The sequence below is a fragment of the Enterobacter asburiae genome (genome assembly GCF_024599655.1).
GTDB lineage: Bacteria > Pseudomonadota > Gammaproteobacteria > Enterobacterales > Enterobacteriaceae > Enterobacter > Enterobacter asburiae_D.
Genome location: NZ_CP102247.1, coordinates 2,385,437 through 2,400,756 on the forward strand (window position 1 = coordinate 2,385,437; position 15,320 = coordinate 2,400,756).

Below are 15,320 nucleotides of genomic sequence, written 5' to 3' on the forward strand. Positions count from 1 at the left end.
ATAGATGTACTGTGAATATTAAAGGGATCCCGGCATGGCAAATCTGCCCTGGCGAGTCAGCGTGCGCCTGATGACGCTTGCAAAGAAAATAGGGATGGTCGTAGGGATCGTACTGGTCGTCCTGCTGGCGGTTAGGGTCTATTTCTCGCAGCAGGGACCGGAACTGCACCTCTGGCATACCTGGCGGGCCGACGAGATGTCCGTGCGCGAGATGGATAACGGCAATTTTGCCGGGTATATCGCTCGGGAAAACGCTATTTTCGCCGATCTTGATCGCGCGGTGACGGCGGAAACAGAGGGCGAGGAACGTACTCCGTTAAACCGCTTCTATCGCCAGAGCCTGGTGTGGCCCGGTCAGTTTGCTCCCGATGCCAATCGCTCCTTTGTGCTGATGCCTGCCGGAAAACCCCGCGGCGCGGTAGTGCTGCTGCACGGTTTGACGGACTCGCCTTACAGCGTCAGGCACCTTGCGGTGAACTATCAGCAACGCGGTTTTGTCGCGGTGGTCCCGCGCCTGCCCGGGCACGGCACCGCGCCCGGCGCGCTGACGGACGTTGACTGGGAGATGTGGCTGGCGGCGACGCGCCTTGCGGTGCGGGAAGCCACGCGTCTGGCGGGTGAGGCAGTGCCTCTGCATCTGGTGGGCTACTCTAACGGCGGGGCGCTGGCGATGAAATATACCCTCGATGCGCTGGACGCGCCTGCGCTGCGTCGACCGCAGCAGGTGATACTGCTCTCACCGATGATCGGCGTGACGGCCTTTGCGCGCTTTGCCGGTTTCGCCGGGCTACCGGCGCTGCTGCCAGCGTTTGCTAAAGCGGCGTGGCTGAATATCGCGCCGGAATATAACCCGTATAAATATAATTCGTTCCCGGTGAACGCCGCCCGGCAGTCATGGCTGCTGACGAAGGCCCTGCAGGAGCAAATTGGCCGCGCGGCGCGGGAGAACAGGCTGGCGAATTTGCCGCCGGTGCTGGCGTTCCAGTCGGTGATGGATTCCACGGTCAGCACCCGCGCGGTGGTGACCGGCCTGTTTGACCAGCTTCCGGCCAACGGCAGCGAGCTGGTGGTGTTTGACATCAACCAGGCGGCGAGCTTCCGTCCGCTGTTCAAACCGTCGTCGTGGACGGCCACCTCGGCGCTGCTGCCGGTTGTGCAGAGACGTTACGGTGTCACGATTATTACCAATGCGGACGCTCACAGCTTCTCGACGGTAGCGAAAATCACCCCGGCTGGCAGCACCCGGGAGACGGTCGTGCCGCTGGCGCAGGCCTGGCCGCAGGATGTCTATTCCCTGTCGCACGTTGCCGTGCCGTTCCCGCCGGATGACGATCTCTATGGCCGTGAGCCTGGGGTGAAAAACCGCTACGGCATCAGCCTGGGGACAATCGCGCTTTGGGGAGAAACGTCCGTGCTAAGCGTCGGGAAAGAGGCGCTGATGCGGGTCACCTCGAACCCGTTTTACGCCTATATGCAGGAGAGGATTAACAGCCGGATCGGGGATGCGGAAAAGTAACGTTCCCCTGTAGTGTGAATATGTTAGGTCGCATTGATTAAGTATGTTAAATAATAGCTTCAAGGCACCTCTCTTTCTCATTGGAACCTATTTTTGTGCTGACGACTCTGATTTACCGAAGCCAGTTGAATTTATCCTGTCAGTCCTCCGCGCTGAGGGAGCTGGTGGAGCGCGCCCGGATCCGCAATGCCAATCTGAATATCACCGGGGTTCTGCTTGCAAAAGGCAGTGACGTGCTGCAAATCCTCGAAGGGTCGGAAGAGAGCGTGCTTAAGCTGTTCCATAAAATCCGTGACGACAAGCGGCACAATGGAGTGGTAGAGCTGATGCGGGACTATGGCCCGCGCAGACGCTTCGAAAACGTCGGTATGCTGCTGTTCGATCTGCAAACGCAGTCGCCGAAAGAGGTGCTGCAGTCGGTTCTGAATTACAGCAAGCTGGAAAGCTATCTCACATCCGATGACCGGGTGTTCAAATTTATCCAGACGTTTATCACAGGCAAACGTCCGGCCCTGTCGGGCGCACGCTACGTCCCTGAAAAATGGACGCTGTCACCCGAGGCGTTGCCCTTTGGCGAACGTCTGGGGCTGATGGCCAACCAAACCTGTCAGTTTGCGCTCCAGCCCATCGTGGAGCCATCGGAAGGGAAGATCAGCTCGCTGGAAGCCCTTATTCGCGGCAACGATGGCGGCAGCCCGGAGCATTTCTTCAGCACCCTCGACCCGGACAAAATCTACGAAGTCGATCTCCAGACGAAAGCGTATGCCTTTGCGCTGGCGGAAAAGCTGGGTATTGGTAGCCATAAGATTGCGGTAAACCTGCTGCCGATGTCGCTGGTGAATGTCCCCGGCGCAGTGGAATTTCTGGTCGATCAGATTAAAAAACATGGCCTTCAGCCGGAGCAGGTGGTCATTGAAGTGACTGAAAACGAGATGATCTCCGGCTTCAACCAGTTTAATAGCGCCATCAAGCAGCTTCGCGGTGAGGGGATTGGCCTGGCAATCGATGATTTTGGTTCCGGCTATGCCGGCCTTTCGCTGCTGACCCGCTTCCAGCCGGATAAAATTAAGATTGACCGGGAGATAGTCAGCAATATCCACCTCAGCGGCCCGAAGCAGGCGATTGTGCGATCCATCATCAGCTGTTGCTCCGATCTCGAAATTACCCTGGTGGCCGAAGGGATCGAGAAGATTGAGGAGTGGTGCTGGCTCGAGTCTGCCGGGATCCGCCGTTTCCAGGGCTTTCTTTTTGCCCGTCCGCAGATTAACGGCGTCGGTGATATTCACTGGCCGCATCTGGTGCGTTAGCCAATTTTCCTCCCGCGTTATTTCCCCTTCGTCCTGCCTGTGCTTAAATAGCTAAAACGGTTTAATATGGTTTAGCTGCGAGGATCACATGAAAAAAATCTGGGTACTTGGCGATGCGGTAGTGGATTTGCTGCCCGATGGAGAAGGCAGATTGCTGCAGTGTCCCGGCGGCGCACCGGCAAACGTTGCGGTCGGTATTGCCCGGCTGGGCGGCCAGAGCGCCTTTATCGGCAGGGTTGGCGACGATCCCTTCGGGCGCTTTATGGCGAAAACTCTCGCTGACGAAAAGGTCGACGTGAAGTCTATGCGCCTTGACCCGGCGCACCGCACCTCAACGGTGGTGGTCGATCTGGACGACCACGGCGAACGCTCGTTTACCTTTATGGTGCGCCCGAGCGCCGATCTGTTTCTGGAAACCGCCGATCTGCCGACGTTCAGCGCCGGGGAGTGGCTGCACGTCTGTTCCATCGCGTTAAGCGCAGAGCCGAGCCGCTCCGCGACGTTTGAGGCGATGGCCGCCATTCGCAAGGCGGGCGGCTACGTCAGCTTCGACCCCAATATTCGCCCGGACCTCTGGCCGGATGAGAACGCGCTGCGCCGCTGCCTGGAGCAGGCCCTGCAGAGCGCAGACGTGGTGAAACTCTCTGTCGAAGAGCTGGCATTTTTAACCGGCGATGTGCCGGTAAGCGTCGGTCTGAACGCGCTGATGGCGCGCTGCCCGGCGCGTCTGGTGCTGGTCACCCAGGGAAAAGAGGGGGTGATCGCCTGGCATGACGGCACCGTGAAGCACTATCCGGCCACCCCCGTTCAGTGCGTCGATACGACCGGCGCGGGCGATGCCTTCGTCGCCGGACTGCTCTACGGCCTGGCTGCCGGGCAGGACCTGACGCCCGTCATCGCCTTAGCCCAGCGCTGCGGCGCACTAGCCACTACCGCCAAAGGAGCAATGACCGCATTACCCTGGCAGCACGATCTGTAATTCCTTCCTTCACTGGCCGCCATCCGGCGGCCTGAATTGTCGCCTCGATCACACTTACTAAAACGGTTTAGCAAAAAAGATTGCCGATCCAAAATTCAGAGGTTTAGTATCAGCAACCTAAACCGGTTTAGCAATTTAGCACGTTTAATGATTTCTTTTAGGGATGCGACAAAATGTATAAAAAACGCAGACTTGCCGTGATGATAGGCATGCTGGCCGGAAGTACCTCTGTTTTTGCCCAAACGGATATGACAAGTATCGAAGCGCGTCTTGCCGCGATGGAGCAGCGACTCCAGGCGGCGGAAACGCGTGCGCAGGTGGCTGAGAAGCGCGCCACCGATGCGGAACAAAAAACGCAGCAGCTGGTTGCCGCCCAGCAGCAGACGCAAACGACAACCCAGGCGGTAGCGCAGCGCACCACCGCGCTGGAGAAGAAGGCGGATCAAAGCAGCGGGTTTGAGTTCCACGGCTACGCCCGTTCTGGCCTGCTGATGAACGATGCGGCCTCCAGCAGCAAAAGCGGTCCTTATCTGACCCCGGCCGGTGAAACCGGCGGTGCGGTAGGGCGTCTGGGTAACGAAGCAGACACCTACGTTGAGCTGAACCTGGAGCACAAGCAAACCCTGGACAACGGGGCCACCACGCGCTTCAAAGCGATGCTGGCCGACGGGCAGAGAACCTATAACGACTGGTCAGCCGATACCAGCGATCTCAACATTCGTCAGGCCTTCGCGGAGCTGGGCAATCTGCCTGATTTTACCGGCGCGCTGAAGGGCAGCACCTTCTGGGCGGGTAAACGCTTCGACCGCGACAACTTTGATATTCACTGGCTGGACTCCGACGTGGTGTTCCTCGCCGGTACCGGCGGCGGCGTCTACGACGTGAAATGGAACGATTCGCTGCGCAGCAACTTCTCCATCTACGGCCGCAACTTCGGCAGCGTGGAGCAGACCGACAATAACGTTCAGAACTATATCCTCACCATGAACCACTTCGCCGGACCGTTCCAGCTAATGGTGAGCGGCCTGCGGGCGAAGGATAACGACGACCGTAAAGACACCAACGGCGATCTCATCAAAACCGATGCCGCCAATACCGGCGTTCATGCCCTGGTCGGCTTGCATAATGAGAGCTTCTACGGCCTGCGTGAAGGGACCGCCAAAACGGCGCTGCTGTACGGTCACGGGCTGGGTGCGGAAGTGAAAAGCATCGGCTCCGACGGCGCGCTGCTGCCTGAGGCGGATACCTGGCGCTTCGCAAGTTACGGTGTCACGCCAATCGGCGGTGGCTGGAGCGTTGCGCCCGCCGTGCTGGCGCAGAGCAGTAAAGATCGCTACGTCAAGGGCGACAGCTATGAGTGGGTAACGCTCAACACCCGTCTGATTAAAGAGGTGACGCAGAACTTCGCCCTGGCGTTTGAGGGAAGCTATCAGTACATGAATTTAAATCCGGAAGGCTATAAGGACCGCAACGCCGTTAACGGCAGTTTCTACAAGCTGACCTTTGCGCCGACGTTAAAAGCGAGCAAAATCGGCGATTTCTTCAGCCGTCCGGAGCTTCGTCTGTTTGCCACCTGGATGGACTGGAGCAGCAAACTGGATCATTACGCCAGCGATGATGCCTTTGGCAGCAGCGGTTTCAACGCCGGCGGGGAATGGAACTTTGGGGTCCAGATGGAAACCTGGTTTTAACCCATCACGCTCCCGCCTGGCGGGAGCGTTTCGCACATCATAAAAAGAAGTCAGGCAGAGGTATCTATGGATTTTAATCAAATCGCCCGCGAGCTCATTCCGCTGCTCGGTGGCAAGGAAAACATCGCCAGCGCGGCGCACTGCGCAACGCGTCTTCGTCTGGTGCTGGTCGATGACGCGCTTGCCGATCAGCAGGCTATCGGCAAGGTCGACGGCGTAAAAGGCTGTTTTCGTAACGCCGGGCAGATGCAGGTGATTTTTGGCACGGGCGTGGTCAACAAGGTTTACGCCGCGTTTATTCAGGCGGCGGGGATTAGCGAATCCAGTAAGTCTGAGGCCGCGGATCTGGCGGCGCGCAAGCTGAACCCGTTCCAGCGCATTGCCCGTCTGCTCTCCAATATCTTTGTCCCGATCATTCCCGCGATTGTGGCATCCGGCCTGCTGATGGGCCTGCTCGGCATGGTGAAAACCTACGGCTGGGTCAATGCGGATAACGCCATCTACATCATGCTGGACATGTGCAGCTCCGCGGCGTTTATCATTCTGCCTATTCTGATTGGCTTTACCGCCGCGCGGGAATTTGGCGGCAACCCGTATCTTGGCGCGACGCTGGGCGGCATTCTGACGCACCCGGCGCTGACCAACGCCTGGGGCGTGGCCTCCGGCTTCCACACCATGAACTTCTTCGGCCTTGAGATCGCGATGATTGGCTATCAGGGCACGGTATTCCCGGTGCTGCTCGCCGTCTGGTTCATGAGCATCGTAGAGAAAAACCTGCGCCGCGCGATCCCGGACGCGTTAGACCTGATCCTGACGCCGTTCCTCACCGTTGTTATCTCCGGTTTTATCGCCTTGCTGATTATCGGCCCGGCGGGGCGCGCGCTGGGCGACGGCATCTCCTTTATCCTGAGTACACTGATTGCACACGCGGGCTGGCTGGCCGGACTGCTGTTCGGCGGGCTTTACTCGGTGATTGTAATCACCGGTATTCACCACAGCTTCCACGCGATTGAAGCCGGGCTGCTGGGTAACCCGTCGATTGGCGTGAACTTCCTGCTGCCAATCTGGGCCATGGCGAACGTGGCGCAGGGGGGCGCCTGTCTGGCGGTGTGGTTCAAAACCAAAGATGCCAAAATCAAAGCCATTACCTTACCGTCGGCGTTTTCTGCGATGCTGGGCATCACCGAAGCGGCCATTTTTGGTATCAACCTGCGCTTTGTTAAGCCGTTTATCGCCGCGCTGATCGGCGGCGCGGTGGGCGGGGCCTGGGTGGTCTCAGTCCATGTCTACATGACTGCCGTTGGGTTAACCGCCATTCCGGGCATGGCCATCGTGCAGGCCAGCTCGCTGCTCAACTATATTATCGGCATGGTGATTGCCTTCGGCGTGGCGTTTACCGTCTCGCTGCTGCTGAAATATAAAACGGACTCTGAATAATGACGTTACCTTCCCGCTGGCCTGCGATCCTGCAGGCCGTTATGAAAGGCCAGCCGCGGGCGCAGGCGGATAGCCACTATCCGCAGTGGCACCCCGCGCCGGTGACGGGGCTGATGAACGATCCCAACGGGTTTATCTGGTTTGCCGGTCGCTACCACCTGTTCTATCAGTGGAACCCGCTGGACTGCGAGCATCGGTTTAAATGCTGGGGGCACTGGAGCTCTGCGGATCTGGTGCACTGGCGGCACGAGCCGCTGGCGCTGATGCCCGACGAAGAGTATGACCGTAACGGCTGCTACTCCGGTAGTGCCGTGGATAACCAGGGCGTCCTGACGCTTTGCTACACCGGCAACGTCAAGTTCGATGACGGCAGCCGCACGGCCTGGCAGTGCCTCGCCTTGGAACAGCCGGACGGGACCTTTAAGAAGCTGGGGCCGGTGCTGGCGCTGCCGGAAGGCTACACCGGACACGTGCGCGACCCGAAGGTGTGGCAGCACGACGGAGAGTGGTACATGGTGCTCGGCGCGCAGGATGTGCAAAAGCGCGGCAAGGTGCTGCTGTTTAAGTCAGCCGATCTGCACGCCTGGGCGTCCTGCGGGGAAATCGCCGGTCACGGGGTCAACGGCCTGACGGATGCGGGGTATATGTGGGAGTGTCCGGACCTGTTCGCGCTCGACGGAACGCACATCTTGATCAGCTGTCCGCAGGGGCTGGCGCGCGAGCCGCATCGCTATCTCAATACCTATCCGGCTACCTGGATGAGCGGGGCGTTTGACTATGCAAACGCCGCATTCGATCACGGCGATCTGCATGAGCTGGACGCGGGCTTTGAGTTTTACGCTCCGCAAACGACGCTGGCGGAAGACGGTCGACGCATTCTGATCGGCTGGATGGGCGTACCGGATGGGGAAGAGATGCTTCAGCCAACCCGGGCGCACGGCTGGATGCACCAGATGACCTGCCCGCGCGAATTACGCTATCGCGACGGCAGGCTCTGGCAGACCCCGGCGCGCGAGCTGGCGGCGCTGCGCGAAGATGAGCAGCGCTGGCAGGGGCGCGCCAGCGAGGCGCCGGAACTGGACGCGGCGCGCCTGGAGTTTGAGCTGAACGCATCGCAGATGAACGTCGCTTTTGGCGGCGCGCTGCGTCTCACGGTCGATGAGCAGGGCATACGTCTTGAACGCGCGAGCCTGAAAACCGGTGAAACGTTGACCCGCTACTGGCAGGGCGACGTCACTCATTTGCGCGTTCTGTGCGACCGCTCCAGCGTTGAAATTTTCATCAATCACGGTGAAGGGGTGATGAGCAGCCGCTATTTTCCTGACCATCCGGCCCAGGTGCGATTCGAAGGTGCGTCCGATATCACATTACGCTACTGGTCGCTGCGCGCCTGCATGATAGAATGAGGGTTTTGGCAGCCGGATCTAAGTCGTTGTGAGAAAAACAAAACGCGTCACCATTAAAGACATCGCGGAGCTGGCGGGTGTGTCAAAAGCCACCGCCAGCCTGGTCCTGAACGGGCGCAGCAAAGAGCTTCGCGTGGCGGAAGAGACGCGCGAGCGCGTTCTGGCGATTGCAAAAGAGCACCACTATCAGCCCAGCATTCACGCCCGGTCGCTGCGCGATAACCGCAGCCACACCGTTGGTCTGGTGGTCCCGGAGATCACCAACTACGGTTTTGCCGTGTTTTCTCACGAGCTGGAAACGCTGTGCCGCGAGGCGGGCGTTCAGCTGCTGATCTCCTGTAGCGATGAAAACCCGGGGCAGGAGACGGTGGTGGTGAACAACATGGTGGCGCGCCAGGTGGACGGTCTGATTGTGGCCTCCAGCATGCTTAACGATGCGGACTACCACAAGCTGAGCGAACAGCTGCCCGTTGTCCTTTTTGACCGCCACATCAACGACAGCGCGCTGCCGCTGGTCATCACTGATTCCATTACTCCAACGGCGGAACTGGTGGCCGAGATTGCGCGCCAGCATCCTGATGAGTTCTACTTCCTCGGCGGGCAGCCCCGTCTATCCCCGACGCGCGACCGTCTGGAAGGGTTTAAGCAAGGTCTGCGAGAGGCCGGCGTGGAGCTGCGCCCCGAGTGGATCATTCACGGCAACTATCACCCGAGCTCCGGGTACGAGATGTTTGCTGAACTCTGCGCCCGCCTGGGGCGTCCGCCGAAAGCGCTGTTCGCCGCCGCCTGCGGGCTGCTGGAAGGGGTGCTGCGCTATATGGGCCAACACAACTTGTTGCAAAGTGATATCAGGTTAGCCAGTTTTGACGATCACTATCTCTACGATTCGCTGACGATCCCCGTGGATACCATTCGCCAGGATAACCGCCAGCTGGCGTGGCACTGTTTTGATTTAATTAGCAAATTGATCGAAGGGGAGACGCCGCAGCCTCTGCAACGGAAACTGGACGCTACCCTGCAGCGACGCTATAAGTCAGCGAAATAGCCCGGCTCGATACTTCAATAACTTTAATTAATTTAAGTTTTGGAAGCGCCGATAACCATAAGGAATAATTCTCCTTGAGGTATTGGTTTATGTCGTTGAAAAAGTCGTCCCTGATCGTCCTGTTCTCGCTGCTTTTCTTCTTTGTTGTCAGCACTGTGACCAGCGTTGGCCTCATCATTAAAAGTAATAATTCCCTGGATAACGTCAACAAAGAGATCCAGGTTGTTCTGTCCATTATTGACCCTATCAACCATAGCCGTACGCTGCGCGTTCGGGTGATGGAGTATGTGAAGATGGTGGAAGCGGGCAACTCGGCGGACGGGGCTGCAAAGCTAACCGCCGTGAAAGAGGCGCTGACTAAAGCGGACCACGCTTTTGCGGCCTTTATGGCTTCGCCGCGTCTGACGGATGAAGGGCCGCTGGTGACTGCCTATCAGGATGCCTGGCAAAACTACCGCAACCAGGGACTGGCGCCGCTGATCGATGCCGCCGAGGCGCACGATGTCGCCAAATTTAACGCGCTGATCCCGGAAGTCTCCCGCCTTGACCGTCAGTACGAGATCGTTCTCGACCAGGTCCTTTCCGTCCACCAGAAATACGCCAAAAGCCTGAATGAAGATGCGAGCAGTAACTTCGTCTCTGGCCTGGCGATCATTGCCGTTATCGCCAGCCTGTTTGTGGTGGTGATTGTCGCCGTTAGCCTGCTGATGAAGCGCTTTGTCTTTGCACCGGTCAACCTGGCGCGCGAGCACTGCAGCCAGATTGCAGCAGGCAAGCTGGACGTTCCGGTGCCGGTCAAGGGGAGCGCACATAACGAAATCGATCATCTTATGAGCTCTATGGAGCAGATGCGTCAGGCGCTGCTGGCGACCATCGCCCAGGTGCGCGACGCGAGCCATACCGTAACGCACGCGGCGCAGGAGATTGCCTCCGGGAATATCGACCTCGCTTCACGTACCGAACAGCAGGCTTCCGCGTTAACCCAGACGGCGGCCAGCATGGAAGAGCTGAGCGCGACAGTGGCGAACAATACCGACAACGTTTATCAGGCCGGTAAACTGGTGCAGGACGCGGTGAAAAATGCCCACACCGGTGAAGCGGTAACCCGCGAAGTCATCGACACGATGAATACCATCGCGGCGAACTCGAAGCGTATCGAAGACATTACCAGCGTGATTAACAGCATCGCCTTCCAGACCAACATTTTGGCGCTGAACGCGGCGGTTGAAGCGGCGCGCGCCGGTACGCAAGGTCGCGGCTTTGCGGTCGTGGCCAGCGAGGTACGCACCCTGGCGCAGAAAAGCGCGGTGGCGGCCAAGGACATTGAGAGCCTGATTGCGCAGTCGGTTTCCAGCGTGAAAAACGGTGCGGAACTGGTGAGCCGCTCGGGCGAAGTGATTGACTCGATTATTTCATCGGTGAATAAAGTGAATACGCTGATGGAGCAGATCTCCGTCGCCTCTGAAGAGCAGAGCCGCGGGATTAGCCAGGTCGGGCAGGCGGTGACCGAGATGGATGGCGTGACCCAGCAGAACGCTGCGCTGGTGCAGCAGTCCGCGGCAGCAGCGGCATCGCTGGAAGAGCAGGCGCAGCAGCTATCGCGGAGTATTTCGAGTTTTAGTTTGCCGGTGCAGGCTTGATGATATGAGGGAGGCTCCGCAGGGAGCCTTTTTTGTATCTGGCATGCCCGTATCTGTATAATCCAGGACGTCTCTACATGCAGCACGAATCTAATATTAATTATCACAAGGGAAAATTATGTTAATTATTTTTAGTGGGCTACCCGGCAGCGGAAAAAGCACTGTTGCAAAAATAGTCACTCAAAGGCTGGGAGCAGTATATCTACGGGTTGATACCGTTGAGCAGGCCATTCGTTCGGTCTCTGAACCTGGGCAAAAAATTGGGCCGGAGGGATATTTTGCCCTCTATGGTTTGGCAAGCGAGAATCTTAAGCTGGGCTCCACCGTTGTGACCGATTCCGTTAATGATATTAACCTTGTGCGAGATGCTTTCCGCGATATTGCTCTGTCGTTGAATGTCCCTTTCCTGGAAGTTGAAATTGTCTGCTCAGACGAAAAAGAACATCGTTATCGCGTAGAGAACAGAGTATCTGATATCCCGGGACTCACGCCTCCTGACTGGGAAAGGGTAAAAAACCGTGAGTATGAACCCTGGGAGAGAGAACATCTCATATTGGACACCGCCCTGTTATCAGCGGCAGAGTGTGCAGATAAAATCCTGGAAATTAAGAACGCTCTAAACCGGCCTTAAACGGTGAACAAGCGCCTGCAATGGTTTTCACGGGGCGTGTGAAAATACGCTCCCCGCAAAATTATTCATTCCCCCCAGCAATATTTCCCTTCCTCATCCGTCTACCTCATCACAAGCCATAATCAGTTACTGTAAACGAGGTAAACACCATGAGAGATTTTGATATGCACGGCAGAGGTCACGGGCGCGGATTCGGCCGCCACCGTATGGGTAAGGGTTTAGTCATTGGCGCGGTGATTTTCATCGTGCTCGGCCTGGTAGTGATGACCCTGTGGAACGCTTTGCTCCCGGCCATCCTCGGCGTGAAGGCCATCGGATTCTGGCAGGCGCTGGGCATTCTGGTGCTGAGCCGCATTCTGTTTGGCGGGCTGGGTTTCCGTCCGGGTATGTTTGGCGCGCATCGCCGGATGCACGAGCGCTGGATGAACATGACGCCAGAACAGCGCGAGGCGTTTATTCAGCAGCGCCGCGAAGGGTTTGGTCGCCACGGCCGCGGCCACTGCGGCTGGCACGGTCATCGTGACGATAAGCGCGACGACGCCACGCCAAAAGCGCCGGAAGCAGAGTGAGCGAAATGAAAGCCGGGGAGGCGGGCGGATCCATGCTGATGTCGGCGCTTAATGCCTGCCGCGCCCGGCTGACAGCCTTCATTCGCGGGCGGACGTCCGTTCGCGATGATGCCGACGACATTTTGCAGGAAGTGACGTATCAGCTGATGAAAGTGGAGCAGCCGGTCGAAAACGTCGCCGCCTGGCTGTTCCGCGCAGCGCGTAACGAGATGACCGACCGGGCGCGTAAAAAGCGCGAGGTGTCACTCTCCGGCTATTTTACGGGCGTAGACGAAGAGGGGTTCCCGGAGGACGAGCTGGCCGAAACCCTGTTCGGCGTCCCGCACACGCCGGAAGAGGAGTACCTCAAAACGCTGCTGTGGGAAGAACTGGGGCAGGCGCTGTCTGAACTGCCGCCGCCGCAGCGTGAGGTGTTTGAAAAGACCGAACTGCACGGCTACAGCATTAAAATGCTGGCAGAGGAGACCGGCGCCAGCGAACAGGCGCTGTTATCCCGCAAGCACAAGGCGGTGCTGTTTCTGCGCACGCGGCTGCGGGACGTCTATGACGCGCTGACGGGCGAATAGCGGCGACAGACAAAACCTTACACTTCCGGCACTTGTAGATTCATCACTATCGTTTATGATCGGGGCGTCTTGTTACTCTGGAATGTTATGCGCAACCGTCAGCTTCTCGGAAAATGGCTTTTGATCGTCACCTGTCTCGCGATGGCGCTTTGCCTCGTGCAGCGTGCGGTGATGCTCAACCATTTTTTACAGGGACTGGATCCGCAAATTTCTCTGAGCGCAGATGCCCCGGCTCAAAGCAGCAGCACCGAACAACCCGGCCCGTCGCCTTGTCAACTTGGCGCACACTCGCTGCTTTGCGCCCAGCCGCTGTTCTTCGACGGTGCGCTACCGGCCATTATTATCTTCTTCGCGCTGCTGCAGCTGTTTACGCAAGGGCGGGCATTTGCTCCCGCAGAACAGCCCGTTCAGGCACCACCTCCCCGAATACACCTTAAAAACTGCGTTTTCCGTGAATGAAAATCATCGTCCTCACACGATAATTTTCACTGTTCACGGAGTAAAACATGCTTAACCTCTTCAGGGGATTCGTCTTCCTGTGGCTGTCCTGCATCGGCATTGTCCATGCGGCGGACACAGGCTGGCAGGTTTCCCCACAAAACGATCACGCCCGCATCCGCTTTCAGGCGGAGAGGGAACAAACGCACATTAAAGGCCTGCTCACCGTTGAGCTGAAGCCCGGCTGGAAAACCTACTGGCGATCGCCGGGCCAGGGCGGCGTAGCGCCGAAAATCAGCTGGCCGGAAGGCGTAACGGATAGCTGGTCCTGGCCGGTCCCGTCGCGCTTCGATATTTCCGGCATGACGACACAGGGCTATCACGACAAGGTCACTATCCCGATAACGCTCGACGGAGTGAAGGGCGACACGCTCGACGGGACGCTCACGCTCTCAACCTGCAGTAACGTCTGCCTGCTGACGGACTACCCGCTGCGTCTCGATTTTACCCAGCCGATGGACGAGGGCTTCAGTAGCGAGTTCGAGCAGGCGATGCGTGCCGTGCCCGGTACGTCAGGCGTATCCGCGGATCTCTCCGCCTGGCTCGCTGGCGACAAGCTGGTGATTACCGGCACGACGGACGGGAAGTGGGATAATCCGGGGATCTACTTTGACCCGCTGGAGGGTGACATTCTTCCCGGCGAGCCGGTCATTAAACACGACGGCAATACGCTTCGGGTGACGGTTCCCGTGACCGACGAATGGGGCGATAAACCCGCCTCGCTGGAGGGCAAAACGTTGTCGTTTGTGCTGACCAGTGGCGGTCACGCGCAGCAAACCACCATGACCGTTGGCGAGACGCCAGCTACGCATTCTGCGCCGGAAGGGACGGGCAAAATGGTGCTCTTTGCGCTGCTGGGCGGGCTGATCCTCAACCTGATGCCCTGCGTGCTGCCGGTCATGGGGATGAAGCTTAACAGCATCCTGCATGCGGGATCGGACAGGCGCGCGATCAGGCTGCGGTTTCTGGCCACCAGCGCCGGGATCCTCACCTCCTTTATGCTGCTGGCGGGGATGGTGACCGCGCTGAAGCTGGCCGGAGCGTCGCTGGGGTGGGGTATTCAGTTCCAGAACCCGTGGTTTATCGGCCTGATGGTCGCCGTCACCTTCCTGTTTGCGCTGAACCTGTTTGGCGCGTTTGAGATGCTGCTGCCTTCAGCCGCCACGGGACGGTTGGCTACGGCAGGGGGATCGGGGATCGGCGGCAGCTTCTGCGAAGGAATGTTCGCCACGCTGCTGGCGACGCCGTGCTCCGCGCCGTTCCTCGGTACCGCGGTCGCCTTTGCTCTTGGCGCACCGCTGCACTCCCTGTGGCTGATTTTCCTGATGCTCGGCGTGGGCATGAGCCTGCCGTGGCTGTTTGTCGCTCTGGTGCCGAAAACGGCCATGCTGCTGCCGAAACCCGGCCGCTGGATGAACACGCTAAAAGTCGTTCTGGGCCTGATGATGCTGGCCTCCAGCCTCTGGCTGGCAACGTTGTTGAGCGTGCATCTGGGAGAGTCGGTCAGCCAGATGGTGATGCTGGTGCTCATCGCCGTCGCGCTGGCGCTGTTCGCGCTGAAGGGGCAAAAATCCTCACCGCTGTTCTGGCTCGTGGTCATCGCGCTGTCGGCGTTCGGCGGGTATCAGGCGCGCGGGCTGCTTAACGCGTCGTCTGACGCCGTGGCGCAGAATGTCGCTCAGACTATCCCGTGGCAGCCGCTCAGCGAGGAAGCCATCCAGCAGGCGCTGGCGCAGGGAAAACGGGTGTTTGTGGATATCTCGGCGGACTGGTGCGTGACCTGCAAAGTCAACGAGCATCGGGTGCTGAATCAGCCGGACGTTATTGCCGCGCTGCGCCAGCCGGACGTGGTGGCCCTGCGCGGAGACTGGAGCCAGCCGTCCGCGTTTATCGCGGAGTTTCTGGCGAAGCGAAACCGTTACGCCATTCCGTTTAACGCAGCGTATGGCCCCGGTCTGCCCGATGGCGAAATCCTCTCGCCGCTGCTGGACAAGCGCACCCTGGTCACCACCCTGAACAACGCAAAAGGCTAAAC

The 15,320-nt window shown here is 58.7% G+C and carries 13 protein-coding genes; all 13 read left to right on the top strand.

The annotated features are described in order from the left end of the window. The first annotated feature begins 34 nt into the window (after positions 1-34). The gene (locus tag NQ230_RS11245) at positions 35-1,516 is read left to right on the top strand and encodes an alpha/beta hydrolase (protein WP_257261250.1); all 1,482 of its coding nucleotides are present in this window, start codon (positions 35-37) and stop codon (positions 1,514-1,516) included. A gap of 95 nt (positions 1,517-1,611) precedes the next feature. Then, the gene (locus tag NQ230_RS11250; RefSeq protein ID WP_257261252.1) at positions 1,612-2,823 is read left to right on the top strand and encodes a diguanylate phosphodiesterase; all 1,212 of its coding nucleotides are present in this window, start codon (positions 1,612-1,614) and stop codon (positions 2,821-2,823) included. A gap of 88 nt (positions 2,824-2,911) precedes the next feature. Beyond that, the gene (cscK, locus tag NQ230_RS11255) at positions 2,912-3,802 is read left to right on the top strand and encodes a fructokinase (protein ID WP_257261254.1); all 891 of its coding nucleotides are present in this window, start codon (positions 2,912-2,914) and stop codon (positions 3,800-3,802) included. A 173-nt stretch (positions 3,803-3,975) separates the two neighbouring features. Continuing rightward, positions 3,976-5,493, top strand: a complete 1,518-nt coding sequence (locus NQ230_RS11260) for a carbohydrate porin (protein ID WP_257261256.1) — start codon at positions 3,976-3,978, stop codon at positions 5,491-5,493. Between the two features lie 66 nt (positions 5,494-5,559). Further along, the gene (locus tag NQ230_RS11265; protein ID WP_023619263.1) at positions 5,560-6,930 is read left to right on the top strand and encodes a sucrose-specific PTS transporter subunit IIBC; all 1,371 of its coding nucleotides are present in this window, start codon (positions 5,560-5,562) and stop codon (positions 6,928-6,930) included. Next, complete coding sequence (locus tag NQ230_RS11270) at positions 6,930-8,336, top strand: sucrose-6-phosphate hydrolase (protein WP_257261260.1); 1,407 nt, start codon at positions 6,930-6,932, stop codon at positions 8,334-8,336. The genes NQ230_RS11265 and NQ230_RS11270 overlap by 1 nt, the downstream gene beginning before the upstream one ends. 28 nt (positions 8,337-8,364) lie before the next feature. After that, positions 8,365-9,381: a LacI family DNA-binding transcriptional regulator gene (locus NQ230_RS11275; protein WP_257261262.1), complete on the top strand. Its 1,017-nt coding sequence runs from the start codon at positions 8,365-8,367 to the stop codon at positions 9,379-9,381. Positions 9,382-9,470: 89 nt separating this feature from the next. Continuing rightward, on the top strand, positions 9,471-11,021 hold the full coding sequence (locus NQ230_RS11280; RefSeq protein WP_257261264.1) for a methyl-accepting chemotaxis protein: 1,551 nt from the start codon (positions 9,471-9,473) through the stop codon (positions 11,019-11,021). Positions 11,022-11,139: 118 nt separating this feature from the next. After that, on the top strand, positions 11,140-11,652 hold the full coding sequence (locus NQ230_RS11285; protein ID WP_257261265.1) for a P-loop nucleotide/nucleoside kinase family protein: 513 nt from the start codon (positions 11,140-11,142) through the stop codon (positions 11,650-11,652). A 149-nt stretch (positions 11,653-11,801) separates the two neighbouring features. Beyond that, positions 11,802-12,221, top strand: a complete 420-nt coding sequence (locus NQ230_RS11290) for a hypothetical protein (protein ID WP_126795444.1) — start codon at positions 11,802-11,804, stop codon at positions 12,219-12,221. A gap of 5 nt (positions 12,222-12,226) precedes the next feature. After that, positions 12,227-12,787: an RNA polymerase sigma factor gene (locus NQ230_RS11295; protein ID WP_109844134.1), complete on the top strand. Its 561-nt coding sequence runs from the start codon at positions 12,227-12,229 to the stop codon at positions 12,785-12,787. An 87-nt stretch (positions 12,788-12,874) separates the two neighbouring features. Beyond that, positions 12,875-13,246, top strand: a complete 372-nt coding sequence (locus NQ230_RS11300; protein WP_121931594.1) for a hypothetical protein — start codon at positions 12,875-12,877, stop codon at positions 13,244-13,246. Between the two features lie 47 nt (positions 13,247-13,293). Next, positions 13,294-15,318 (top strand): protein-disulfide reductase DsbD family protein, encoded by a 2,025-nt coding sequence (locus NQ230_RS11305; RefSeq protein ID WP_257261266.1) that lies wholly within the window; start codon positions 13,294-13,296, stop codon positions 15,316-15,318. Positions 15,319-15,320: the final 2 nt, after the last annotated feature.

Excerpts from the sequence above, each read along its gene's own strand:
- NQ230_RS11245 (WP_257261250.1), top strand. The coding sequence starts at position 35 with ATGGCAAATCTGCCCTGGCGAGTCAGCGTGCGCCTGATGACGCTTGCA.
- cscK (WP_257261254.1), top strand. The coding sequence starts at position 2,912 with ATGAAAAAAATCTGGGTACTTGGCGATGCGGTAGTGGATTTGCTGCCC.
- NQ230_RS11260 (WP_257261256.1), top strand. The coding sequence starts at position 3,976 with ATGTATAAAAAACGCAGACTTGCCGTGATGATAGGCATGCTGGCCGGA.
- NQ230_RS11265 (WP_023619263.1), top strand. The coding sequence starts at position 5,560 with ATGGATTTTAATCAAATCGCCCGCGAGCTCATTCCGCTGCTCGGTGGC.
- NQ230_RS11270 (WP_257261260.1), top strand. The coding sequence starts at position 6,930 with ATGACGTTACCTTCCCGCTGGCCTGCGATCCTGCAGGCCGTTATGAAA.
- NQ230_RS11280 (WP_257261264.1), top strand. The coding sequence starts at position 9,471 with ATGTCGTTGAAAAAGTCGTCCCTGATCGTCCTGTTCTCGCTGCTTTTC.
- NQ230_RS11285 (WP_257261265.1), top strand. The coding sequence starts at position 11,140 with ATGTTAATTATTTTTAGTGGGCTACCCGGCAGCGGAAAAAGCACTGTT.
- NQ230_RS11290 (WP_126795444.1), top strand. The coding sequence starts at position 11,802 with ATGAGAGATTTTGATATGCACGGCAGAGGTCACGGGCGCGGATTCGGC.
- NQ230_RS11295 (WP_109844134.1), top strand. The coding sequence starts at position 12,227 with ATGAAAGCCGGGGAGGCGGGCGGATCCATGCTGATGTCGGCGCTTAAT.
- NQ230_RS11300 (WP_121931594.1), top strand. The coding sequence starts at position 12,875 with ATGCGCAACCGTCAGCTTCTCGGAAAATGGCTTTTGATCGTCACCTGT.
- NQ230_RS11305 (WP_257261266.1), top strand. The coding sequence starts at position 13,294 with ATGCTTAACCTCTTCAGGGGATTCGTCTTCCTGTGGCTGTCCTGCATC.